Source organism: Streptomyces sp. NPDC003077 (genome assembly GCF_040611095.1).
Classification (GTDB): Bacteria; Actinomycetota; Actinomycetes; order Streptomycetales; family Streptomycetaceae; genus Streptomyces.
The window spans coordinates 25,191-49,143 of the sequence record NZ_JBEXNM010000028.1 but is presented as its reverse complement, the minus strand read 5'-3'; the positions used below and the strand labels follow the sequence as shown (position 1 = coordinate 49,143).

At 66.5% G+C, this 23,953-nt stretch carries 16 protein-coding genes and 1 pseudogene; 5 read left to right on the top strand and 12 right to left on the bottom strand.

Annotated elements, in window-relative coordinates; all coding sequences use genetic code 11:
* Positions 1-5: 5 nt before the first annotated feature.
* From ABZX96_RS19945 to ABZX96_RS19930, 4 genes are all read right to left on the bottom strand, one after another.
* Positions 6-134 (bottom strand): aborycin family tricyclic lasso peptide, encoded by a 129-nt coding sequence (locus ABZX96_RS19945; RefSeq protein WP_355546141.1) that lies wholly within the window; start codon positions 132-134, stop codon positions 6-8.
* A 112-nt stretch (positions 135-246) separates the two neighbouring features.
* Positions 247-999 carry an ABC transporter permease gene (locus ABZX96_RS19940; RefSeq protein ID WP_355546139.1) on the bottom strand — a complete coding sequence of 251 codons (753 nt, stop codon included), beginning with the start codon at positions 997-999 and terminating at the stop codon, positions 247-249.
* Complete coding sequence (locus ABZX96_RS19935; RefSeq protein ID WP_355546137.1) at positions 992-1,894, bottom strand: ABC transporter ATP-binding protein; 903 nt, start codon at positions 1,892-1,894, stop codon at positions 992-994. The genes ABZX96_RS19940 and ABZX96_RS19935 overlap by 8 nt, the downstream gene beginning before the upstream one ends.
* A gap of 146 nt (positions 1,895-2,040) precedes the next feature.
* On the bottom strand, positions 2,041-3,174 hold the full coding sequence (locus ABZX96_RS19930) for a sensor histidine kinase (protein ID WP_355546135.1): 1,134 nt from the start codon (positions 3,172-3,174) through the stop codon (positions 2,041-2,043).
* A gap of 706 nt (positions 3,175-3,880) precedes the next feature.
* Here ABZX96_RS19930 and ABZX96_RS19925 point away from each other — a divergent pair.
* On the top strand, positions 3,881-4,594 hold the full coding sequence (locus ABZX96_RS19925; RefSeq protein ID WP_355546133.1) for a response regulator transcription factor: 714 nt from the start codon (positions 3,881-3,883) through the stop codon (positions 4,592-4,594).
* A gap of 88 nt (positions 4,595-4,682) precedes the next feature.
* Here ABZX96_RS19925 and ABZX96_RS19920 read toward each other — a convergent pair.
* The 8 genes and pseudogenes from ABZX96_RS19920 to ABZX96_RS19885 all read right to left on the bottom strand — a co-directional run.
* Positions 4,683-4,976 (bottom strand): annotated as a pseudogene (locus ABZX96_RS19920) (SAM-dependent methyltransferase); the annotation flags it as partial.
* An 18-nt stretch (positions 4,977-4,994) separates the two neighbouring features.
* On the bottom strand, positions 4,995-7,580 hold the full coding sequence (locus ABZX96_RS19915; RefSeq protein WP_355546131.1) for an RNaseH domain-containing protein: 2,586 nt from the start codon (positions 7,578-7,580) through the stop codon (positions 4,995-4,997).
* Positions 7,577-10,939, bottom strand: coding sequence for a hypothetical protein (locus tag ABZX96_RS19910; RefSeq protein ID WP_355546129.1), 3,363 nt, complete (start codon positions 10,937-10,939; stop codon positions 7,577-7,579). The genes ABZX96_RS19915 and ABZX96_RS19910 overlap by 4 nt, the downstream gene beginning before the upstream one ends.
* A complete protein-coding gene (locus tag ABZX96_RS19905; protein WP_355546127.1) occupies positions 10,936-12,105 on the bottom strand; it encodes a hypothetical protein in 1,170 nt (389 codons plus the stop codon). The genes ABZX96_RS19910 and ABZX96_RS19905 overlap by 4 nt, the downstream gene beginning before the upstream one ends.
* Before the next feature lie 1,108 nt (positions 12,106-13,213).
* Positions 13,214-13,639 (bottom strand): DUF3592 domain-containing protein, encoded by a 426-nt coding sequence (locus ABZX96_RS19900; RefSeq protein ID WP_355546125.1) that lies wholly within the window; start codon positions 13,637-13,639, stop codon positions 13,214-13,216.
* A gap of 286 nt (positions 13,640-13,925) precedes the next feature.
* A complete protein-coding gene (locus tag ABZX96_RS19895) occupies positions 13,926-14,387 on the bottom strand; it encodes a hypothetical protein (protein ID WP_355546123.1) in 462 nt (153 codons plus the stop codon).
* Positions 14,388-14,440: 53 nt separating this feature from the next.
* Positions 14,441-15,100: a transposase gene (locus tag ABZX96_RS19890; RefSeq protein ID WP_355546121.1), complete on the bottom strand. Its 660-nt coding sequence runs from the start codon at positions 15,098-15,100 to the stop codon at positions 14,441-14,443.
* Positions 15,100-15,327 (bottom strand): transposase, encoded by a 228-nt coding sequence (locus tag ABZX96_RS19885; RefSeq protein WP_355546119.1) that lies wholly within the window; start codon positions 15,325-15,327, stop codon positions 15,100-15,102. Before ABZX96_RS19885 ends, ABZX96_RS19890 begins: the two co-directional genes overlap by 1 nt.
* Positions 15,328-15,560: 233 nt before the next feature.
* On the opposite strand from ABZX96_RS19885, the gene ABZX96_RS19880 reads away from it, so the two are divergent.
* From ABZX96_RS19880 to ABZX96_RS19865, 4 genes are all read left to right on the top strand, one after another.
* Positions 15,561-16,976 (top strand): hypothetical protein, encoded by a 1,416-nt coding sequence (locus ABZX96_RS19880; protein WP_355546117.1) that lies wholly within the window; start codon positions 15,561-15,563, stop codon positions 16,974-16,976.
* A gap of 296 nt (positions 16,977-17,272) precedes the next feature.
* Complete coding sequence (locus ABZX96_RS19875) at positions 17,273-17,746, top strand: hypothetical protein (RefSeq protein ID WP_355546115.1); 474 nt, start codon at positions 17,273-17,275, stop codon at positions 17,744-17,746.
* Complete coding sequence (locus ABZX96_RS19870) at positions 17,743-21,510, top strand: AAA domain-containing protein (RefSeq protein ID WP_355546113.1); 3,768 nt, start codon at positions 17,743-17,745, stop codon at positions 21,508-21,510. The genes ABZX96_RS19875 and ABZX96_RS19870 overlap by 4 nt, the downstream gene beginning before the upstream one ends.
* Positions 21,511-21,683: 173 nt before the next feature.
* A complete protein-coding gene (locus ABZX96_RS19865; RefSeq protein WP_355546112.1) occupies positions 21,684-23,897 on the top strand; it encodes a hypothetical protein in 2,214 nt (737 codons plus the stop codon).
* Positions 23,898-23,953 lie beyond the last annotated feature (56 nt).

The following is a 23,953-nucleotide window of genomic DNA, read 5'->3' as shown; positions in this document are numbered from 1 at the left end:
TGTCATCAGAAGAAGCAGACGACGGCGTAGCCGCAGCCGGCGAAATCCTCACAGCTTCCGATGCCGAGGCACTTGGTGAGCTCGTCGAAGTCGCCGACTTCCTGAAGGGCCGGGGGCTCGTAGATCGCGGACATGATTCCTCCCAGAGGATCAGATCGGGCCGACCTGTTCGGCCCGTGACCTGTCTGGGAACCTACGGGGCGGCATGTCCCACGGGCATGGGGCAGATGCCTCATGCCCGTCCCGTCACGCGTCCCACCGCCGGTGGCGCAGGTAGCCGAGGGCCAGCGCGGCAACGGTCCACGCGAGCAGCACGGCGAATCCGGCGAACGCGTCGTCCGCGTCGACGGTGAGCATCCGCATGCCGGCCCGATCGGGGAAGTACCGGACCATCTCCTTGGTCGCTCCGATGATGGACAGGATCTGGGATCCGGCGAGCACCATTGGGAGCAGGATGGCAAGCGGGATGACGGCGCTGCGAGCCATCGCGGCCACACCGGCCGCGAACAGACTCATCAGCGTCAGGTAGACCACGGCGCCGGCGAGGGCACGGGGGACGCCGCTCGCATCGATGTCGGCGCCGTGGGGTCCTAGGGCGAATTGCGTGATCAGATAGCCCACGACGGTGACGGGGAGCGCGACGGCCGCCGCGGTGACTGCGGTGACAGCCACCTTTGCCGCGTAGAGCCGGCCCCGCCGGGGCACTGCGAGCAGCGAAACCCGCATCATGCCCGATGTGTACTCGCTGGAGACGATGAGCACTGCGAACACGATCAGGGCGAGCTGACCGTAGAGGATGCCGTCCAGCCCCGCCTGCTCGGGGGTGAAGTCGTCGCGGAGTCCAGGGCTGTCGGCCTCGATCGCGCCCCGCGCCGACCAGCCACCCAGGACGGCGATGAGGAGGCTGGCGGGCGCAAACAGCAGCAGGGCGACGAACGTACCGCGGACACCTCGCAGTTTGGTGAACTCGGCACGCAGAGCGGCGGCCGTCTCAGACATGAGTAGTGCTTCCTCCGTTGCCGATGAGCTTGAGGAAGGTGTCCTCAAGCGATCCCGTGTGGGTGCTCAGCTCTTCGAGCGAGAGACCGTTTGCCGCAGCCAGCCGGTTGATCTCAGCCGGCGTCATGCCGTCGACCTCCATGCTGCCGTCCTGCACGAAGCGCAGGGAGGCTCCCTTCCGTTCCAGTTCCTCGTGCAGGCGCAGTGGCTGGGAGGTCCGCACGCGTACGTACGTCCGTCCGTGGCGCCGGATGAACTCCGACATGCTGGTCTCCGCGAGCAGCTGTCCGCGGCTGATGACGATCAGGTGGTCCGCGACCATGGACATCTCGGTCATCAGGTGGCTGGAGACGAGGACCGTCCTGCCCTCGGCGGCCATCGAGCGCAGCAGTTCGCGCAGCCACCGGATGCCCTCCGTGTCCAGGCCGTTGAGCGGTTCGTCGAGCACCAGGACGGACGGGTCGCCAAGGAGAGCCGCGGCTAGGCCGAGCCGCTGTCCCATGCCCAGGGAGAACGTACTGATCCGCCGCTGGGCCGCTCCCGTCAGGCCGACCGTCTCCAGGACCTCCGCGACGCGTCTCCGAGCGATCCGGTTGCTCTGCGCAAGCCAGCGCAGATGGTCGGTCGCGGTCAGGCTGCGGTGCGGGGCCGCTGTCTCCAGCAGGGCGCCAACCTGGCGGACGGGATACCGCAGTTCGTGATAGGCGTGACCGCTGATGCGGGCGGACCCGGCGTCCGGGCGGGTGAGGCCGAGCATCATCCGCATCGTCGTGGACTTACCGGCACCGTTGGGACCCAGGAATCCGGTGACGGCTCCCGACCGCACCGTGAAGCTGAGGCTGTCCACGACGGTGGTGTGCCCGTACCGCTTGGTCAAGTTCTGGACGTCAATCACGTGACGAGTGTCGTCGGGCGTGTCCTCAGGGCACATCGGTCCGAAGTCTGGATCTCCGGGACGGCCCGGGCGGGCCGAACCCATACTTGCGGATGAGTCCGGCAGCGTACGGCGGTGCACGCGGCTCGGTAGGGCGTGTGTACGGCTCAGTAGGGCAGTGTCGCGAGGATCCGGAAGCCGCCGCCCGTGCGCGGTCCGGCGCTGAAGGCGCCCCCGTGCGCGGCGACCCGCTCCTTCATGCCGATCAGGCCCATGCCGCCGCCGGACACGGTCGGCCGGTGTCCCGGGCCGGGACCCTCGTCGGTGACGTCGATCGTCAACGTGCCCTGTTCCGCGGTGAGACGGACCTGACAGCGAGTGGGCGCGGCGTGTCTGACAACGTTGGTCAGCGCCTCTTGGACGATCCGGAACGCGGACAGCGCGACACCGCCGGGAGGTTCCTCCACGTACCGGGTCCTCAGGTCGACGCGTACCCCGGCCGCCTCGGCCGTGTTCACCAGGGCCGACAGGTCCGCCAGTCCCTGGATCGGCTGCAGGTCGCCCGCACCGCTGTCCTGCTCCCGGCGCAGCACCTTGAGAGTGGCCCGCATGTCGCGCAACGCCCGGCGGCTGACGTCCTCGATCACCGTCAGCGCCTCCCTCGCCTCCTCGGGGCGGGTGGCAATCACATGGTTGGCAACTCCAGCCTTGATCACGATCAGGCCCACGTTGTGGGTGACGACGTCGTGGATGTCGCGGGCGATGCGCAGGCGTTCCTCGGCCTTCGCCTGCTCGGCCGCGTGCTCGATGGCGCGCCGCAGGCCCTCCCGCCGTTCCCGGACGGCGGCCCCCATCGCCCACGTGGCGCCGAGGACGAGCAGAGCGAAGATGATCTGTACGGCCTTGCTTCCGCCCTGGTAGCCCTGTCCGCCGGACACTGTGATGAAGATGGCGCCTGACGCGCACAGTGCGGCGACGAGGACAACGGACAGTCCTGACCGCCGCCTCCTGGTCGTGGCCACCACATAGAGGGCGTACGCGGTAGCGAGGAAGGGCGTCGGTCCGGCCCCCGCAGCCAGCGCCACGCAGGCGGCGGTCAGCACGAATCCGAAGACCGGAACGGGCCACAGCCGCCGTACGGCCAGCGGCAGCGCGGCGCTCAGGGACAGCAACCACAAAGCGGTACCGCTCACCTCATCGCCGGCGGCTATCCGAAGCACCGACACCTGCGGGAGCAGGAGGAAGCAGAACGAGGCCAGCGCATCGAGCGTGATCAGGCGTCGACGAGAGATATCACCCATGCTCCGAACGTATGGGGCCGATTCAACGCACGTCCAATGCGGGCGTGGACCGGGGCGTATTCGGCATGTGTCGTGAACCGTCTGTGACGCGGGGACAACTGCGCTCATCTCACCCAGCAGGCGTCCGATCACCGAAGTCAGCCATCGGCCTTCCCATTTGAGTCACTGGCTCGCCGTGTCCGAACGGCGTCCGGACTGCGGGGCGGTCGTCCGGGTACACACCCGCGTCAGGCACGAAACCGCAGGTGATCGCGGGCTGCCGGACGGTTTCGGGGGATGGGAACAGCCATCGAACCACGCCCTGCCACCAAGGCATATCCATGACCGATAATCGCTCACTATGCGGAACGGACATCTTTCACTTAAGAAGTGAACTTGCGTTCCAGTCGATCACCTACACATACTCACATGAGTGCCATGCATTCTCCCCGCCTTCTGCACATCACCTACAAATGAACGGTGCACGAAGGGGACCGGGCGACCTCGGGAGACGCCGTCTCGGCCACACTTCACTCATTCATTTTCGCCACATCAGGCGCTATGAATGATAGAGCACGGAAAGTGCTGCACAAGGGTCATACAGCCATTCCATATTTTGCACTCCCGCTCGCAATAATGAAGGAGTCGGCTTCGAAAGCAAGGTATACCGACGGCATTCGAAGCAATTCAGCGCCACACCGGGCGAAAATCCAGGAGATTCAGGTAAATGCAGATTAACCTGTTCGCCATCAGTGACAACCCGGTTTCTCTCGCCGGGCTGGAAACGATCATTGAGCAGGAAGAAAAATTCACCCTGATCGGGCAGGCGGTGTGCAACTCTGACGCCATGCGATGTCTCGAGAAGACCGCATTACAACCGCACGTCATCGTCCTCGGCGAGCCGCCGTCGAAGAGATCCATTCACGAGTGCGCCCAGCAGATAGAGTCAAGATATCGCCACGATAAATCACGGCCCAGAATGCTCGTGATCTCGCAGTGCGATGACGACGACGCGGTCTTCGCCGCCCTGCGCGTCGGGGTCAGCGGGTATCTCGCACGCATCAGATCACCCGAGGAACTGATCCAGTCCATCAGGATAGTAGCCAAGGGGGGTGCCGCCTTCAGCCGGACCGTAGCTTCCCGACTCAGCCGACATTTTTCGACGGTACAGGTCCTGCCGGAGCTGACGGAACTCTCCGAGCTGACGAGCAGAGAACTCGAAATACTGGAACTGATCGCATGTGGTTTAAATAATCGAGAGATCGCGCGTCGGCTCTTTCTGGCAGAAAAGACGGTCCGCAACTATGTATCGCGGATCTTCATGAAACTGGAGGTGCATGATCGGGCCTCTGCGGCGATGCTGGCACGCGACGCCGGCCTCTGCGCCGAGACGGGAAAAGTCAGCGTTGTGAAGCAGCAATTCACGTCAGACGTGGCGTGACGCCTTCCGAACAGCGCCTTCCGCGGATGACGAAGCTCCGGTCCACCAAACTCCGTTAAGACAATCCCAGGCTAGCCAGTGGGGCGCGGGCGAGCACGAGCGGATCGCTGTCGACGTCCATGACGCGCGCGTCGGGGACGACACGCTGGGCGACCTCGTGCGTGTTGTCGGCGCTCGGCAGCCTCGTGCCGATGTTCAGGAACTGCCGGATGCCCTCCTGCTCGGCCAAGTGCCGCACCGCCCTCCCCAGGAACAGCCGGTCCGCCTTCGCGTACTCCCCGATCCCAGGGTACAAAGCGCGGATCCGGTCGTCGGCCTCCCGGTCGACCGGGTAGTTGTCCTTGCCGCCGGTCCAGCAGTTCCATATCCGGGCGGTGTGCGGGCCGACTGTCCGATGGCGTTACACGTCGTGCTGTGTTTCCTCGGCCTCGGTCGTGACGCTCGGCTCGATGCTGGGGCCTCGGTATTCGGGGTGGGCGCGGTCCATGGCGCCGGCGACATGCAGCGGGAACGGGTGGCGGGTTCGCGCGTCCCAGGCCAGGGACTGGTGACACAACTGTGCCGCAAGGGAGGCGAGTTGTTGCGGATCCCGGCCTCCGGCATGAGGAATGGCAAGCTGGGCGGCTGTGAAACTGTGCCAGTCCTTGCGCTGGAGGGCCCAGTCGTCCTTGGGAAGGGTGAAGCGGGTGTAGACGCCGCCGATACTGCCGGCTTGTCCAAAGCCCTCGTAGGTACGGGACGCCTGAGCGATGTACCAGCTGGTGAGGCCGGTGCTGGTCGTGCGCTTGTAGAGGCGGTCTTGGGGCTTGGGTGGGCGTTTGGGGCTCTTGCGGGGGCTGGCGGTGTTCTCCACCGGGGTGGGCACTTCACCGTAGGAGGTGTTGATGGCGATCACGGCGACGGACCGCGTGGGGGTGCGCAGGTCATCCCCCGGCAGCGGCCCCCTGCCGAAGTGGACGTTTTGGAGGCCGGGCCAGATTGTGCGGCAGGCTTCCGTGTCCACGAAGATGATCAACGGGCGATCGGAGGGAAGGATCTTCAGGGCGGAATCGATGTGCTGACGCGCCAGCAAAGCGCCCTCTTCGTGACGCGCGTGCCCCTCGCGGCCGATCGCGCCCCGGCCGAAGGCCGCTTCTGCTGCGGCCTGGGGCCGCCAGTCATGGGTGCTGTGGTCGTAAGACTCCATGTGCCACGGGCGGTCTGGATCCCTGCTGGTGTGGAGCGCTGTGAGGACTTCGACCATCTGCGTGCGGTCGGCGGCGCCGGGCCGGCGATTGCTGATGCGCTGTTGGCGTAGGTGGATACCGACCAGGATGGGTTCATCGGCCAGGTCGGTGACGTGGCGGAGACGATCGTCCACACAGCCGAGCCGGAACACGAGATCCCGCAGGGCGTTGATCGCCTTGTAGTCCTTGGGAGGTTCGGCCTCGTCGTGCGCTTCTGTTTCCGCCACGTCCTCGGGTTCGGGCGTCGTCTGGCGGGCCAAGAACTGGGAGACGATGCCGCGCTCGTACAGGGCACGGCGCAGGTCGCGTTTGTGGTCGTGGCGGTGCTGACCCGCTTCGCGTTCGCGCTTGGTTGGCTTCGGATTCCAGATGGTCTCGACCCAGGCGCCGTTCAGAGTGGTGCCGGCCTCGAGTTGGTCCAGGAAGGCGAGTTCGTCGTGCCAGTCGACGCGGTCGGCGCGGTCGAGGGAGGGCAGGCGGTGGAAGCGGACGAAGAGCCGTTCGCTGAGGCGGTGGTCGTTGTGGTCGCTGCAGTCCAGCGGCTGGTCGGAGGTGTTCGTGTAGGGGGCTAGGGCCTCGGTCATCCTCCGGCGCGTCGTGCCGTCGCTGTAGAGGGCGATGATGCGAACGGCTTCGCTGCCGGTGGCGGCGAGGGCGTGGTCGAGATCGGCGCGGGTGATCGAGCCCTTGGTCGGGCGGGTCAGCTCAATGGGGGTCGGCTCGAAGCCGACTTGGATGATCTTGGGTCGCTTGAAAGTCTCATTGATGTGGTCGGCGAGGATCTTGTTGAAGCGGGTTCCGACACCTTTGCCGAGGACGTGGGGCACGGGACCTGGAATGAGGGCGCGCATCTGGCCTCGGAGCTCGGCGAGATCGTCGTTGGTGGGCCAGGCGGTGAAGTCCATGCCGCAGGCGTCGAGGACTTCGGCGGCGTAGTTGCGGGCGTAGGGCACCCACTCGCCGTCGCTGTTCTTGGTGTGGCCGATCGGCATCCGCAGCAGCGTGTTCTTGTTTGTGCCGTGCTCGATGAAGGCGGTGCGGGTGCTGGCCCAGTGGGTGGCCAGGCGACTGAACGTGGGCAACGCGTGGAGGGCGAACAGGGGCTCGCCGGGCTGGGTGACGACACGGAAGTCCAGTTTGTGCAGGGCGTATCCGGTGCGCTTGGGCTTCAGGGTCATCCTCTTCGTGACGTCGTCCCAGCTGATGAGGCTGCCCTGGGTGTCCATGCGCCAACGGATTCGGCGCGTCCGGGAGCCGTCCGGGGCGGGCAGGGAGGTGCGGGCCAGGCGCTGCGCGAAGTTCCAGGCCGCGACGCGGTAGAACCAGCCCGGGGCGTGCGGGGTGCCATCCTCGGCACCGCGGACATAAGAGGCTAGATCCGGGTGTTCGACTTCGGCGGCAGCCAGCAGGGGGGCAAGCGTGTTTGTGTGCTCACCCTTGCGTACACACCGCTCCCACTCGCTGACCGCAGTGAACAAGATCCAGGGGTCGAAGGGTCGAGTGGTCACGGCGACGGCGGGTTGGGCGAATTCGTCGTCGACAGGCTCGTAACTGTGCGGCATCAGAACGACAGGCTGGCCCGACACCGCGCTGAGCGCAGCGGCCAGCCCTGCATACGGAGGGCGGCGCGGCTTTCCGTTCTTGGCGTCGCCGTAGCTGGGCAGGGAGCTCCACGCCTCCCCGAACTCGCGATTCAGGGGATAGAGCGTGATCTTTCCGAGCCCGCTGTACGGGAAGAGGAAGGCCAGGGTACTGATCATCGGGTGGTCTCCCGGATGTGGTGGTCGGCGAAGCGGAAGAAGGCGTTCAGAGTGGTGCCGTAGTAGCGACTCATGAGTGGCAACTCGTCGCTCCGGGCCCATTGGGTGCGCAGCTCGCGGATGAGGTAGGGCAGGTCGGAGTTGCCGCTTGTGTCCAGGAAGGCGGCGTCGACGAGTTTGATGCGGCCCGGTGTGCCTCCGCGTCGGGCGCGGCCGACAAGTTGGACGAGGCTGATGATGAGCTCGGCTGCGATGGCTCTCTTGGCGCGGGGCGGCAGGGAGCGGAAGTAGCGTTCGCTGGTGATCAGCTTTTCGAAGTAGTGGCCGGCTACCGTGCGGCGTCGCTCGAGCTCGGTCCAGGGCTCACTGCTGGTCTCCTTCTCGTCCAGGGCGCGGGCACCGACGTGGGCGAGGAGTTCGTCGGGTTCGTCGACCAGCGGGACGGGGCGGATGGCGAGCCAGATGGAGCCGATCGCTGACTTGTTGGACTGCGGCGCGAGGATGTTCAGACCTCGTTCGGCCCGGCCCAGCGGCGCGATCAGGATCCGGGCTTTGGGTAGCCGGGTGAACGATTCCAGCTGGTCGCCGGGGATCTCGTGCCAGAGCGGTTCGCCGGTCTCGTCATGGCGGGCCACGGGTTCGTCATCCGGTCGGGGTCTGACGGCGACCGCGATGAGACCGGGTTCGGCTCCGGCGGCCAGCAGGCCGTCGCGCAGGTGCTGGCAGCTGTCGTAGGAGGTGGTGACGAGCAGGATGGAGTCCTGAACACGGCGCTTGCTCAGAGCTCCGAGAGCCTTCAGCTCGCCACGCAGCCTGGGCCACATGCGTCGGCCGAGAAGCCGCGTGGCCTCGATCCGGTCCTTGCCCGTGATGCCAGAGATCCTCAGCATCTCTTCTCCCAGGCCGGGGAATAGCTCGGCCTCGATGCTGACGCCGTGATCGACGTCATCGGGTACCCACCAGGTGGGAACTGCGTGCACGTGGTGACGGTGTGCACCGGGCGCGTACGCGGTGGCGGACAGGCCCAGTACGACACGCTTGTGACCGCTGTGTGCCAGGGCGGTGATCTGGCCCAGGGTGGTGACGTAGGTGTGCGGGTCCCCGCCGAAGGCCGCCACGCTCAGCCGGGTGTCTTCCGGCACCCCGGTCCTGACGTCCTCGGTGAAGGCGAACATGAGCCGTCCCTGCGGACCGTGCGGGATGGCCCGCCACGCGCTGAAGGGCCCGAGCACGTCGGCGATGTCCCGCGCCGCCTCGACGCCGGCCAACTTGAGCTGCTGCGCGTTGTGGACGAAGCGGTACAGCAGCAGCCGCAGCGGTTCGAGGAAGGCTCGGCGCAGCATCCGGTCGAGCACGTCAGCCCGGACCTGCTGATTGGGAACCCACGGAGCAAGCCGCTGCTCCAGCTGCTTGCGTACGTGGGCCAGGGATCCGGCATCCGCATCAGGGTCGATGACGTCCCGCAGGAGCTGGGCGAATGGGTGCAGGTGCTCGGGCAACGCCGTCATCTTGGTCTTGCGCTCGTACAGGGCGGCGAAGAGACCACGCTCCGCCGTATCCGGCGAGAAGCCGCGCTCTTGCGTGGTCACCTGCTGGTCGTCGTTGGCGAACAGGGCACGCAGCTGGGTACTGATCCACCCGTCCCAGCGCTGCGGAATGATCCACCGTCGTTCCTGAGCCGGACGCCCCGACTTCTTGGGACTACGGCTTCTCTTCTTCGTCACTTTGCGGTTGCTGGGGCCGAGAGCGCCGTGGGCGAGGTGGCTGGTGTAGGTCTCGGCGAGCCATCGGGTGCGCATCAGCGTGTTGCGCATGCTCTCGTCCAGGGCCGGCCGCACCCGTCCGAAAGCCTGGATGAACTCACCGTCGAGTCTCAGCAGAGGGCGCTGGTCCTGGCGGTTGCCCCAGGCCAGAGTGAGTCCCCTGCCGGCCCGGCCCAGGACGAAGGACTGGAAGGCGTCCACTTCGTCCAGAGCGGTGAACTGGCAGCGCCGCATGATCAGCTCCTCCACCGTCATCCGCTCGACGATGGCACCGGAGTCGACCTGGACCGGGATGTGCAGATGCCCCTGATAAAAGTTCGCGTGCGTGGTGACGATGATGTGCGCGGTACAGGCCTGCCGGGCCAGACGGAACTTCCCACACACCGCACGGAAAGGGCAGGCGCAGGTCCCAAGCCGCCGCGCCTTCGAGCCCCGGCCTGATTCCGGGACACCGACGGGCCGATACGGGACCAGGGACATGCAGGCCTCATGACCGGGTACCCACGCATCGACCTCGTCGTCGACGGTGGCCAGCGACGGCAGGGCACAACCGTAGCCGAGCCGGTCCTCCGCCCACTTGATGAAGGCCCGGTCCCTCGACTCCGCTGCCGCTTGATCCAGGGCGACCATCATGCTGTTCGGCGACATCAGCGGCACGACCAGCTGCTCGGGACGCTCAACTCCGCGCGAGCGCAGGTCCTTCTCGATGCCGTAGGCCATCTTCAGCGCGGCCATGGTGGTGGGAACGGCCAGCCCCAGTGTGACGCCCTCCGCATGGGCCCAGGAGCCCAGGCTGCGCATCAGCACGCTCTTGCCGAACCCGGTCGGGGCCTGGAGCACCTGCAGGTTCCCTGCCTCGACTCGCAGCAGTTCACCGAGCCCAACGTCGTCGCCAGTGCGTAGCTCAGCAAACAGCGGCTCGAGGGACTCGGTACGGAAAGACTCACCGGCTTGCTGGTCCAGCTCCCTGTTGAGGGCGAGGAACTCGTTCACCTTGAGGGTCAACTGCCCGGCCGCCGGCGCGGTGCGTACCGTGACAGGCTCGGCCTCCGGTGCCGCATGCCGCTCCTCCAGCGTGTAGTGGGCCTGAACGGCCCACGTGGAGTCGTGACCGGCGATCGGCACCCGCAGGGTGGTCACGTAGTCGCCGGGCTCGGCGTCGGACAGCGCGCCGGAGTTCTCGGCTCGCAGCCGGTCGATCTCCTCCAGTAGCACGTCGGCCAGCTCCACGGGCAACATGCCGTGGCGAGCGGCGAGCACGTCATCGTCCTGCAAGACGTACTCACAGATCGCCCCCGTGGCCAGGAACCGCTCCGCGTCCGTACGCAGCGACTCCTTGTTACTCAGCCGGTTGGGGCGCTGGCGCAGCATGCGGCTGATTCGCCGCTGCTCGTCGCCCGAGAGCTGCGGATACTCGGTCCATGCGTCGTACCGCCCCGTGAGGAGGTAGGCCACGCGCTGTAGGTCGGTGCCGGCGCTGCCGTCCGCCGTCTGCAGCGGAAAGTGCTGTTGCGCTAGTGCGCACGCGCAGGCGATGACCTTCGGCAGAATCCGCCGGTCCAGCTCGGTGTCCTTCTCCACCAGCTGCACCGTCATCGCCGACCGGCCTTTCGAACCTCAGCCTTGGCCGCCTTGAGGACCTCGCTCACCAGCAGGACCGCCAGGTTCGGCAGCTGTTCGGCCAGCTCGTCCTGCTGTGCTTCGCCCCGGTAGTCGGGAATGACGATGGTGCGTGCCGCTGGCGGCTTCCTGCGCAACTGGTCAGCCAGTGACACCGCGCATTTGTAGTCCTTTACATCGATCCGCAGCTCCCAGCCTGTCGCGGGGACGCGGACCAGCAGGTCGTAGCGGTCCTTTCCTGGCCAGAGTTGGACCTCGACGCCCCGTTCCCTGAGCCCGTCCAGCCTCTCGAAGAGGTAGACCTCGGACACCCCGGAGATGACGATGTGGCGCCACACCGCAGTCTCCACGCAGATGCTTCGCTTCGGCCCTTCACGGTGAAAGGACCGGGCGGCCGGTTGCTGGGGCACGCCACCGTCGCGTCGCTGCAGCATCGGGCGCCCTTTGGCGGAGTCTGCGCGCACGAAGTACGCCGCGTTGTGCAGAGGGAAGCGGCAGCGCACCTGCGAGCCGTCGACGTGCATCGGCCACCGGCACACCGGACACGGCCACCAGAACCTTCCCCGGAACACCTGATCGGCCGGGATCGGCACGTAGCGCACGGACTTACGCATGCCGACCGCCTGACTGAACAGCTCCGCCAGCTGCCGCTCCTCACCGGCGGGGTGCTTCACCACGAAATACCGGTGCGCGGTGTACTCCTTCTCGCTCGCCCCCTCATTGATCTGCTGAAATGCTTCACGCTCCACCAATTCGCCGTGCATCCACGCCCACGAGGGAAGCCAGCGGCGCGCTGGGTCCACACCTCCGCTCAACAACTCGACGATGTCCTCGCAGCCCTCGGCGTACACGTCGTCGCTGAGCTCGCCGCCGTCGAGAACCGTCAGCGAGCCCATCGTGCTGTCGGCGAAGAGCCCTGGAGCGATCTGCGCAAGGGGATGATGCAACGCCTCGACAAGCATGGTCGGCGTGTTCGGGCCTCGGCCCGGGCCGCACACGGACATGACGACGCCGGTCATGCGGGCGATCTCCCGGCGGGCGGCCGGCTCCTCGTAGCGGCAGGTGTGCGCGTACCCGGCACGGACGGCCGCGCTGGTGAGCACCCGGCGGTGATACTGCAGTACGTCAGACGACAGCGTCATCCGGCTCTCCATCTCACATCATTAAGTGACCACGACAGAGCTCTCTGTGATGACGGGATGATGCCAGCATCCGCCGCCGCCCCGACGGAGTCACGACACACCACGTCAGGCGCTGACCTGCCACAACTGCGGCATGACGGCGCATCCGGCGCAAGTGGAATTCATCAGGGTCAGTGAACGATGCCGTGTCGAATTGACGACCGGTGTAGTGGGCAAGTATGCGAGTTGAGCCCGCGCTGTTTCGGCAAGCTGGTGACCACGCTGCGCAGTGAGGACGCCGATGAGGTGCGGCAGGTCCGGTCGTGAGGGCTGCTGCTGGAGGACCGAGTGCTGCTGGTCACCGCGTGCTGACGAACCAACTTGACGCTGCGCCAGCTCGCTTTGGTCCGCACCGAGTCGGCGTCCTATCCCAGGAAGCTCAGCCGGACCTGACGGCTCGGATTGTCCCCGTTGGTGTCCACCAACCTCCGTTAAGACAACCCCAGGCTATCCGGATTGCGACGGACATCAGGAGCACCAACGAGGCGTGCAGAAGCTGGGCTTGGCTGGTCCGCCTCGCTGACATCACGACTCCCTTGCCAGGAACTCGATCAAACAACGCACCGAGTCGGCAGGACCGGAGCGGGAGTCGGCCTGATCGATCCACCGGTCCAGATGGGCGGACGCGACCGCGCCACCAGATCGTCAGGGCGGGAAGTGAGGCTACGGATGCCGGACGGGCCACCGATGAGGGTAGGGCGGTGATGGCCGTAGGCGGCGATGAGCGCGTCGAGGATCCGCGCCGCGCCTCGGTTCTGTGCGGGCGTGGGCGTCGGGATGAGGTGCTCGGTGTCCGTCAGCTCGGCTCGGGCCGTCTCTTCGGATTCGCTCGTGGCCACCTGACGCATGGCGACCAGGGAGACGGCCCTGTCGGCCGTGCGAAGGCCCTGCTGCTGCCGCGACGTGTACCGAGGTGAAGGTGTGGGTCGCGTGCAACTCCCGCTTCGAGTCCTTTGTCACCTGCTACAGGTGTGTGGGATGTCTGCGGCGTGGCAGCCGAAGCCAACGAGTTTTCTGCACCGGTGCCCGCCTGCCCCGGGACCGCGGGTTCGCGAGGAACCCCGGATGGTCAAAGTATGATCATCAAGGTGAGGAGGGCCAACAACGTGCCTGCTGTGAGCACGGTCCCCACCCCGGCGAATACCAGGTAGAACGTCTTGGAATCCCAGCCTCGGATCTCGAAGCGGCGGGGATTGGCCGGGTCGTACAGGACCGTGACGGACTTACCGGTGCCGAAACCCGGGAGAACTGTGCCGCGCCCCAACACGGAGGGGTACGTGTACTCACGTCCGTCCCGGGCTGTCCAGGCGACGACCGGGTGGTGGTACTTGACTCCGTCGTCGTCCCGCCTGGTGTCATGACGCACGACTCGCCCCACTGCGGTGATTCCGCTGCGACGAAGCGCGCTGGCGCGGCGCAGTCCGTACACGCCAACGCAAAGGAAGCTCACCCCGATCAACAACGGTATGAGCGAGAAGAGCCATTCGCGTTCCATGTGGTGTCCGACGTCTGAGTGACTTCATTGGTTGCTACGGCAGGTGTCCCCGCCTGCCGGCCGCTCGCGAGCAGGCGCATGGCCCTTGCCACAGATCAGTGCCGTGCTACAGGCCGTTGCTGAACGCCGCCCGGTCGGCCGGCGTGGTGGGGAACCCCGCTGGACGCCGACTGCGTGCTCGAGGGACGGGGCCGGCTGGCTTCGCCGCACCGCGGATACTGGACGGTGGTACGGCAGGGCATGCGTGAATGCCGCGCCGGGGCGAGGCGGAGGGCGGGACCGGCCGTCAGTCCTTAAGCTTGTACTGGCATAGCTTGGGCGACTTGCCGTCCTGGTTGTCAGCGACCCGCTTGCCGTCGACCTTGATCGTGCACGGGGCCGGCTTGAGCATCCCGTCCGGGCCCCTGACCGAGCCGGGCACCACCGACACCGTGACGCCGACCTTCAGCTCGGCGCCCTCCAGCTGCACGGTCTCTGTCTTGGTCCAGGGCAGCGTCACCTGTTCGAAGTGGTGGCTGTTCCCGTTCCACATGACCTGGGCCGCGCCCGCGCCGCCCACCTCGAAGGCCACCTGGTGCGGAACACCCTTCTTCCCCAAGGACGAGCCCTTCGCCTCGCTGCCCGCCGAGGTGCTCGGCGAGGCCTTGCTCGTCTTCACCGGGCTGTCGTCCTTCTTCTCGCTGCCGCACCCGGTCGCCAGGAGTGCCGTCGCGAGCAGACTGATGGTGAGGGTTGCTGTCTTGCGCATGTGCGTCATTCCCCGTTGCTGAAGATCAGTGCTGGTGCGGTAAAGACCGTAGATCATATTGCCGCGCGGGTGGATACCGCCTGAGGAGCGGGGCCTGGAACAGGGGCAAAGGGCCCATGTAGGGGCGGGGTAATCTGGTGTACCGGGCGGCGCCCCGCAGCTGGAGGGTGTCTGAGAAGCCCCGTTCGGCGCAGCGATCTTCGGACGCGGTTCAGCAGGAGCATCACGGTGGCCAGGTAGATGGCGTTCTCCTGGCTGTCGGCCAGGTGCTCGTAGTCTTTCGACGGTCGCCGATAGCGGCCCAGCCAGGCGAAACTCCCCTTGATCACCCAACGGCGGGGAACCGCCGCAAACAGCGGCACCACGCGTGGTGAAGCGTCGGCCTTGGCCCATGTGCCACGGAAGCCGCCGTCCTTGCGCAAGACGATCTGGAGGGTGATCTCCATCTTCTTGCTAGCCCAGTCCAGAAAGTCCCGGCCGCGATAGCCCTGATCGGCCCACAGGTGCCGCAGCCGCGGGAACTCGTGCGCGCAGCGGGCCAGCAGCACGGCGGCGCCGTGCCGGTCACCGCCATCGGCCGGGCTGGCGCAGGCCGCGAGCACCAGGCCGAGGGTGTCGACCACGAAGTGTCGCTTGATGCCCACCCCCTTCTTGCCGCCGTCGTACCCGTGCCGACCTCCGCGCTCGGTGGCCCGGACGCTCTGGCTGTCCACTATCCCGGCGCTCGGCGTCGGCTCCCGCCCCTGGCCGGCGCGTTTCCGGGCCCGCAGGCCGCGAGCATCTCCTCCCAGCGGCCCTCGATCCGCCACTGCGGCCAGTCGTGGCAGACGGTCTGGTACGGCGGGACATCGTGTGGCAGCAGCCGCCAGGCACAGCCGGCCCGCACCCAGTAGGCGAGGGCGTTGATGATCGCGCGACGCGGGTTCGGCGGCTCAAGCACCGCCCAGTCCGCGTCCGAAAGATCCGTTGGGTATGCACGACGCGGCCCGGCCATTCCGGCCTCCCCCGGCCAGGACCACCAGCTCGACTGCCCTGAAGAGGGCTTCTCAGACACCCTCTAGGACAACGACTCGACATACACCGTCCAGCGCTTCATGGAGACGGGCAGCTGCACCGTCATGGCCTGAATCACACCCTTGTCGTCGATATCCGCAATTCTTACTGTCCCCGTGCATGGACTCCGCAGCCTTCGACGTGATCAGGCGACTCGGTGACCTCCTGACCGTGCAGGTGAACTCATCACCCGAGCTCTTCGCCGGAGTGGAGAAAGCAGCCACTTCCGTCGACCGTGAACGAGCGAAAAAGAAGACAAAGAACACCAGAAATGAAAGCCATGGCCCCCGCAAGCCGGACCTGCGTCCACTCCCCCTCGCCGAGCGTGCCCCTCTACGGACGACTCCGTGGGACCTGCTCGCGACGTTCGCACGCGCTACGACCCTTGCCCGGCAAGGACGAGGCAGGGGGCTGGCTGAGCACTGGCAGGGTCTGAAATACTGCCGGGCCTTTGCCGCCGACCGGCACGGAAGCCTGCACCTCACCGATGAAGGGAAGGCTCCCGAGCTGTCCTATCGGGGTATGCAGGCAAGGGAGCTGGGCCGGGCGTTTGGGCTCGCTGTCGCAGAGCGGGTGCTTCGCGAACGGTATCCGGATCGCCTGATCAGCATCGTCGACGCGGAAACCGTTTTGCTTCCCGGCTTCGCGCGGACCAAGCCGGCTGGGACTCTCGGCGGGAGACCGCGGCCGGACTTCCTGCTGGAGGTATGGCGTCCCGGGGAGGCTTCCCGGATCTTCGTGGTGACCGTGAACGGCAACCACCAAACGGTGAGGCCGAAGACCTCCGCGAGCTCTCGCACGACATACAGACAACTGGATCGGGGCAGTGAGCGCGTGGAGCGGCTCCATCTGGGGCAGCGGAACGAAACTCCCACGCTCATGACATCGACCGAGTTCTTGGCGACTGCCGGGGTGACGGTGCACATGCTGCACACAAAAGGAGGTGTCGAGCTCCCGGTACGGCCGAGCTCCGGTGCGGGTTCAGCCGATATGACTATCGGGCGCCGCACTCTGCCGTACGTGGACTCCGTGGCCATTCCGACGGCACGTGGGGAGGAACGGCACAACGCCTTCTTGATCCCTGAACGGCAGTTCTCCTGGTTCGGCCAAGTGATTGCCCGGGCCCACGCCGCCGGGCAGCTTTCACTAGCCGGTGGCGGAGGGACGGTCGGCCGGTATCTGATCGATGAGCAGGGCCGCAAGCACTTCAGCGAAACGGCCTTCGCCGGGACTGCCAGTGTCCACGACGCGGAGGTCTGTTTCGCGGAGGAGCGATACGTCGGTACTGACCACGTCTTCCGTATCAACGGCACGCGCGTTGAAGCGTTCTCCGGCATCGCCACAGATCTCTACGACCTGCTCGCAGAGGGCAAGGTGGAGGAGTACCGTCGCCGGGCGTACGAACGGCGGAACGACTGGCCCGAGCCGGACGACATCGACGACTGGGGTGCGAGTTCCTTCCGGTCCGACGGCACTGCGCTCGCGATACGGGTGGTGCCGACGAGGACATTGCCCGATGACCGGTCCCTGCGGTGACCCATGTCACTGACGATGGAGAAAGCGGGCACCAACCTGCGGGTGAGAAATGACGTTACCAACTTGGTGCGGAGACGAGCCCAGCAGTCCCAGATCCCGGCATACCAGCGGACGTACTTCTGGACCGGGAAGCAGCCGGCACAGCTGTGGGAGCGACATTCTGGACCAGTTCGAGCCGGCCCGAGGGAGACCGGGAGCGGGCCGGGTATCAGGTTGGACACCTCTCCTTCGGCGCTCAGAGGTGGCCGGATGCCGTCCCTTCCGTTCAGCCTCGGCTGTCTCTTACAGCGGCCCGCGTGCCAGAGTCGCCGGACGGCCCGTACAAGCACATACGTGAACGCAAGGAGCAGCACATGCGCAACGGGGGAACGCCGTGGACACTCGTCGTGCCCACAGGCGGCGACACACTTCGGCAGGAGCGTCTCACCCGGGATTTGCACGCCACCCTGCACGCGACGGACGGTCTCGTCGTCGACTTTCATGATGCGGACGAGCCCACGCAACCGGGCCATAAGGGTGCCGGTGTGGGTGAGGTGGCTCTCTGGGTCGCCGGCACCGCCGCTGTCGCCCGCCCGACGTCTCAGGTCCTGATCACCCTGATCAAGGAGTGGTGCGCCAAGGAGCGGCACCGCAAGGTCGTGGTCACCGTCGGGGACGACTCCATAGAGATCACTGGCCGTCCGGATGCCGCACAGGAGCGCATGGTCCGCGAGTTCCAGGACCGGATCGCCGACGAGGGCGGCCCCGAACCGGATGACGGCGCAGTATGACTCGCTTCCACAAGCGCCGGGCCCTCCTGATCGGCAATGAGCACTACGACGACAGCCGCTTCTCTCCGCTGGCCTCCGTACGGGCGGATGTGTGGGGGCTCACCCAGGTACTGAAGCACCGCAACATCGGTAACTTCGTCTCCGTCCAGACCGAATCCGATCTCACCTCCGACGACATGCGGGCGGTCATCGGCGAGTTCCTTCAGGAGCGCGACGAGGACGAACTCGCGCTCGTGTACATATCCGGGCACGGTGTGCGCACCGTACGCGACGGTGGCGAGTTCCACTTCGTCGCCAAGGACACCGACTACGACCGGGTGGCCTCGACCGCTGTCAGTGCCGGGTTCCTCAACGACACTTTGGAAGAGTGCGTCGCCCCGCAGAAGATCGTGATGATCGACTGCTGCCGCAGCGGTGGGTTCGCCATGGGCCTGCGCACATCGGACCGACGGCCTGAGAACTCTGTGTCCAAGTCCGGCGAGCAGCCCCCGCTGACCAGCAGGGGCGTGTACGTCCTGTCGTCCTCGCGGGCCGGGGAGGACTCGTATGCGGACGCGGGCGACGGCGAGGACGTCAAGCCATCGGCGTTCACCGGCGAGGTCATCGAGGCGCTGCGCACGGGAAAAGTCAGCAAGGACAGCGGCAGCGCGGTAACGGTCAGCGACCTGTTCCACTACGTCAACCGGCGCATGCGTGCCCTGGACGGCGGGCGCCAGGTGCCGGTGCAGTCCACACACGGCGTCGACGATCGCATCGTCATCGCGGACAGCCCGTTCGGCCGGGCCCCCATCCTCGATCCTCTGCGCTCCCGGCCCCGGACCCCCGCTGGAGAAGCGCCACAACCGCGTGCCGCGAAATCCGCCAACGCGCGACCCACCTGGGGCAACCTGCTGGACTACTACCGTGAATGCGTCCTGGCCGAGAGCGCCGAGACACCTCTGATGGACGTGGGCCATCAGGACACGTCGTACGTGTGCCTGGATGGCGGGGAGAAGTTCATCTCCGGCGACGTCGACGATGACGGCTGCGTCGCGCTTCCCGAGGAAGCGGCCCCACTGGTGGACTCGGCAGCCGAGGAGGACGCCGAGCTCTGGGCGGGCTACCCGGCCGTGGTCCTCACCGGGCCTCGCGCTGGGCGCCCCTGGCGGCAGCCGAAGTTCGCGCCGCTGCTGGTACGCCGCGTCGAGATCGTTCAAGACGAGGGCGAGGTGCGACTCAAACCGTATGGCCCGGTCCAGCCACATCCTCAGCTGGCGCACGACTGGCTGGGCGAGGAGGAGGCCAACCAGCTCATCGACACGTTTCAGCCGTCCTGGCACCGCGGACAGCACGACCGTATGGCGGTGGAGGTGCGCAACCTCCTCACGCAGGAATTCGAACTGCCGTGTGTGCAGGAGCTCCGTCCCGACCAGCTCACCGACCGCATCGACGTCCGCACGCCCGGCCACGGGGCCCGCAACACCGCGGTCCTGTTCGCGGCGCATCCCCAGACAGGCTTCACGAAGGGGCTTCTCAACGACTTCGCCGACATCGCCGAACAGGCGAACCAGATCGGAAAGACCGCCCTCGGCGCACTGGCGCCCGACGCCTCGCAGCGGGCTCGGTCACACGCCCACGAGGACCGCGGACCGGCGCGCCTTGTGACACCGCTGCCCTGCAACGAAGCCCAGGCGGCGGTTCTCCGGTCGGCCATGACCCGCCGCCTCACAGTGGCCACGGGCCCGCCCGGCACCGGTAAGAGCCAGCTGGTCGCCAATCTCGTGGCCACGGCGATCGCGGCAGGTCAGACCGTACTCGTCGCGTCCACCAACAACGACGCCGTGGACGAAGTCTGGCGCCGCTGCGACAAGCTGGTGCCCGGCAGCGTCGTGCGCACCGGCTCGACGCGGAAGAACGGCAAGAGCAACGCGGAGCACGAGGCCGCCGCGCTGCACGCGCTGCGTACCGGCCCGGAGCCGTCCACCACGGTGGCCACGGCATTCATGGCCACCGCGCTGGCCACCGACAGCCTGGCAGAAGTACGGCAAGGGCTGGCACACCTCGCGGAGACCGAGGCGCGGCTTCGCCGGGCAGGCGAAGCCCGTGCTCACCACGCGGAACAGCTCAGGACCACCGTCACCGAACTCCAGAACCTGCTTGGTGGCACATCCCGGTGGAGGGAGCTGGAGAACAAGGCACGCCGCCTCGCCCACACGCGCTTCCTCGGATCGTGGCGCCGAACCCGATTCCTGCGCACGACCGGTCTGAAGGAGTACGCCGGTGATCCCGCCACGGGATGCCTCGCTCTCGCCGGCTTCACCAAGGCTGAGGCTGAATGGCGTGACGGGCGCGAGCAAGCGGCGGCTGTTGACGACACAGCACTCACGCGTACCCTCCGCGATGCGGAAAGCACCGTCCAGGACGCTTCACGCACGCTCCTCGCCACCACGGTCCAAGCCGCTGCCTGGGCCGGGCGCCGCCGCATTATCGACCTGTTGATGGCTCGGGACGGCAAACGCAGCGACTGGCCGCAGATGCGGAAAGTTCTGGGTCGCTCAAGCGGTTCCACGGACGCGCCCGCCGCGGCCGGATGGGCTGTCACCAGCCTTTCCGCCCGGCGGTTCCCGCCGGGCCCGGCCCTGTTCGATCTCGTCGTCGTCGACGAGGCCAGTCAGTGCTCCATCCCCCACGTCCTGCCGCTGCTGTTCCGGGCGCGGCGCGCCCTGGTCATTGGCGACCCCATGCAGCTCACGCACATCACGCAGACCAGCCCGCACCGCGAGGCTCTCATCCGGCGCGGGAACGGGCTGCGGTCCGACTGGCTGGAGAAGCACCATCTCGCCTACCGGCGCCACTCCGCCTTCCACGCGGCCGAGCAGTCCGCGGGTGGCACATTGCTTCTCGATGAGCACTTCCGCTGTCATCCGCACATCGCCGGGATCTCCAACGATTTCTTCTACGACGGCGGGCTGACCGTGCTGACTGACACCCGCGGCCGTCCCGCTCTGGCGCACCGCCCAGCTGTCATCTGGACGGGTGTGACCGGGCGGGCCGCCCGCCCTCCGTTCGGCGGCTCCTGGGTCAACGAGGACGAGATCCGCAAAGTGCTCGACAGCGTCCGCTATCTGCTGGAACAACTCCCGCCCGAGGCCACCGTCGGCGTTGTCACTCCCTTCACGGCGCAGGCCGAAACGCTGCGCAAGCGGCTGCGGCCGTACGACGAGGAGCGTCTGCGCATCGGTACGGTGCACACCTTCCAAGGCGGAGAACGCGATGTCATGGTGTTCTCGCTCGTCGCCGCAGAAGGCATGCATCCTGGCGCCGTCGAGTGGGTCGGCGGACAGCTGAACCTGTGGAACGTCGCCATCACCCGGGCACGCGGCCACCTCATCGTGGTGGGGGACAAGGAGCTCTGGCGGAAGCGGGGAGGCGTGGGCGCCGCGCTGCTGGAGGCCGCGGAACGGGACGGCGTACCCCCCGGTGACAAAGACGAGGATGTGCTGCTCAAACGCCTGTACCGGACCCTCTCCCGTACTGAGGAAGGCACCGTCACGCTGGGTGAGACCGTTCACGGACACTCGGCGGACGCTCTGGTGAGAGGCGTCGGCGCTACCGCGCCCAGGGCTGTCCTACTCGACAGGGGAATCGACGAGGGCTCCGACGCGGCCCGCCACCTGCGGCTCATGCTGCACCGCAGGAACCTGCTGGGCAGCGAGGACGGAAAAGTCGAAGCCGTTCGATGGCCGGCTTGGAGGCTGTACGAGACAGACGAACAGCAAGCGTGAGCAACATGGTTCCGGAGAGGCTCTAGAGGAGAACCTGCCCCCCTCTGGCCAGCACTCGGATGGTTGCGGGGAGTATGGAGGCCGGTGGCGGTATTTATGGGGTGAAGACGGCTTCGGCTTGGACTCCTTCGACCTGGGGCGGTTGACGGACCATGACTTCGAGGTCGTCTGCCGTGATCTGTTCCGTGACGTTCTCGGTATCCCGCTGGAACTCTTCCCGCGCGGCCGGGATCGTGGCATCGAACCTGCGGTACACCGGTCCCTACGGGACGACCGTCGTGCAGTGCAAGCACCGGCCGCGCGCGACCCAGACGACGCTGATCAGGCACCTGATCAAGAATGAACTGGCCAAGGTCCGCGCGCTGGCGCCCGACCGTTACATCATCGCCACGACGGTCGGTCTGACCGTCGATGGCAATGAAAAGCTCTGCCGTGCCTTCGTCCCGTACGTGCGCGACATTGGCGACCTGTACGGCGTGGATGAGATCGACGCCGAGCTGCTGCGCCGTCCGGGCCTGGTCCGGCGGCACTTCCGGCTCTGGCTGAGCAGCACCTCCGTCCTTCAGACCGTGCTGAACCAGGACCGGTACCTGCGCTCGTCATGGCTTCAGAAGCGGCTACCAGGCGTCGCCGACACCTTCGTCCCGCACGAGGGCTTCGAGCGAGCCAAGCAGCTTCTGGAGGACATCCAGCAGGTCTGTGTCATCGCTGGCATCCCTGGGGTGGGCAAGACGACTGTGGCGCTGATGCTCGCGGCCTGGCTGATGGGCAACAACTACGAGGTCCACGAGATCTCCCAGGACATCGACGAGATCGGCACCCTTTGGCGCGACGGCACACGGCGAGTGTTCCTGTACGACGACTTCCTGGGGAGTACGACCCTTGATATGCCGTTGAACAAGAACGAGGACAATCGCCTGCTGTCAGTGATCCGGGAGATCCAGGAGACGCCCGGAAAGGCGCTGGTGATGACGACTCGCGACTACCTGCTGGAGCACGCCCGTTTTCGGTACGACCGGTTGGCGGAGCCGGACGTACCGAACATGGTCAGTGTGATCCGGCTGACCGACCTGGATCTGCAAGTACGGAGCCAGATCCTCTATAACCACGTCCACCACTCTTCCCTGCCGCCGAATGACAAGCGCCGGTTCGCCGATCCGACGGTCTGGCGTCCGGTGGTCCAGCACAGGAACTTCAATCCGCGTCTGATCGAGAAGACCCTCCGGTTGTCCGCGCGCCAGGGTCAGGACGTCGGCGCAGCGATGCTGGAGAACCTGGACGATCCGTGCCGCGTCTGGGAGCGCATCGTGGAGAGCGAGCTGTCGGACGAGGCCGTACACATGCTGGAGGTGCTGTTCACCTTCAGGTCCGCACCGCTGGAGGATCTTGAGGAGTCGTGGCACTGGTACCGCGAGGAGATGGACCAAGCGGCGGACGGCCGGACGTACCGTAGGGCGCTGCAACTGCTGGACGGCACGATGGTCACTATCGAGCAGGGACGGGTCGCGTTCCACAGCCCATCGATCGAGGACTACGTTCGCTTTCACCTCAACGCCGGCCGAGCCCATTTCCTGAAGCTGGTCAGGGCCATCGTCCAGGGAGAACAGTTGCGCCGACTGGTCGCGGCGGCACGCATGGCCGACGGCGAAGGGACACTGACCAGACTCAGGGAGCACGAGCTGGCCGTGACCGCTGCCGCCCGTCAGGTGGAAGACGACCTCGAGATGGGGTTGTTCGTTGAGGACGAGAGCTTGTCAACCCATCTGGAGTGGACCCTAGGTGCAGCCGAGTTGATCGACTCGGCATCACTGGCCGCGTACGTGACCGAGAAAACGCTCCCCTCGTTTACGCACTTTTCGCCCATCTCCCACTTGGTGAGTCTGGCCAACTCGCTTAGCGTAAGCCCGCTGGTGCCGCAGGAACACGCGGAGTGGTTCGTCGAGGAACTGGCCGACCGGATCCGAGCCGAACTGCTGGTGAGCGCCGAAGTCGGTGACTGGTACCGGTCCAGCACTCTGTACGACCAGCTGCAGTCGATACCGTCGGCATCGGACCGTGAGCCGGTCACCCCAGCCCTCGTGCGGTGCGCCTTGCAGGAGCTACGCCGATTGGCCGCCGAGCCGGAGCAGGAGCCGCATGCCGCGAATCTGGAACTGATGACAGAGCTGTTGAACTTTCTCTGGGATCAGGAAGCCGAGGATGAGCTGCCGAAGGAGTTCGCCGCCGTACAGGACCGTGCCGAGCGGGTGAGAACAACCCGAGTTGCCGAGGGAAACGAGAGGCTCCGGCCGTATCAGGCCCAGTGGGAACCGGCCGAGCGTTCCGATAAAGCGCGTGATTGCGCGCTGGTCACCGAGCTGATGCGCAAGCTCAGGGACACGCCCTGACTCATTTTCGCGCACTTCACCGCCCTCGTCCCCGAGCAGCTCACCGCCGTCGAAGC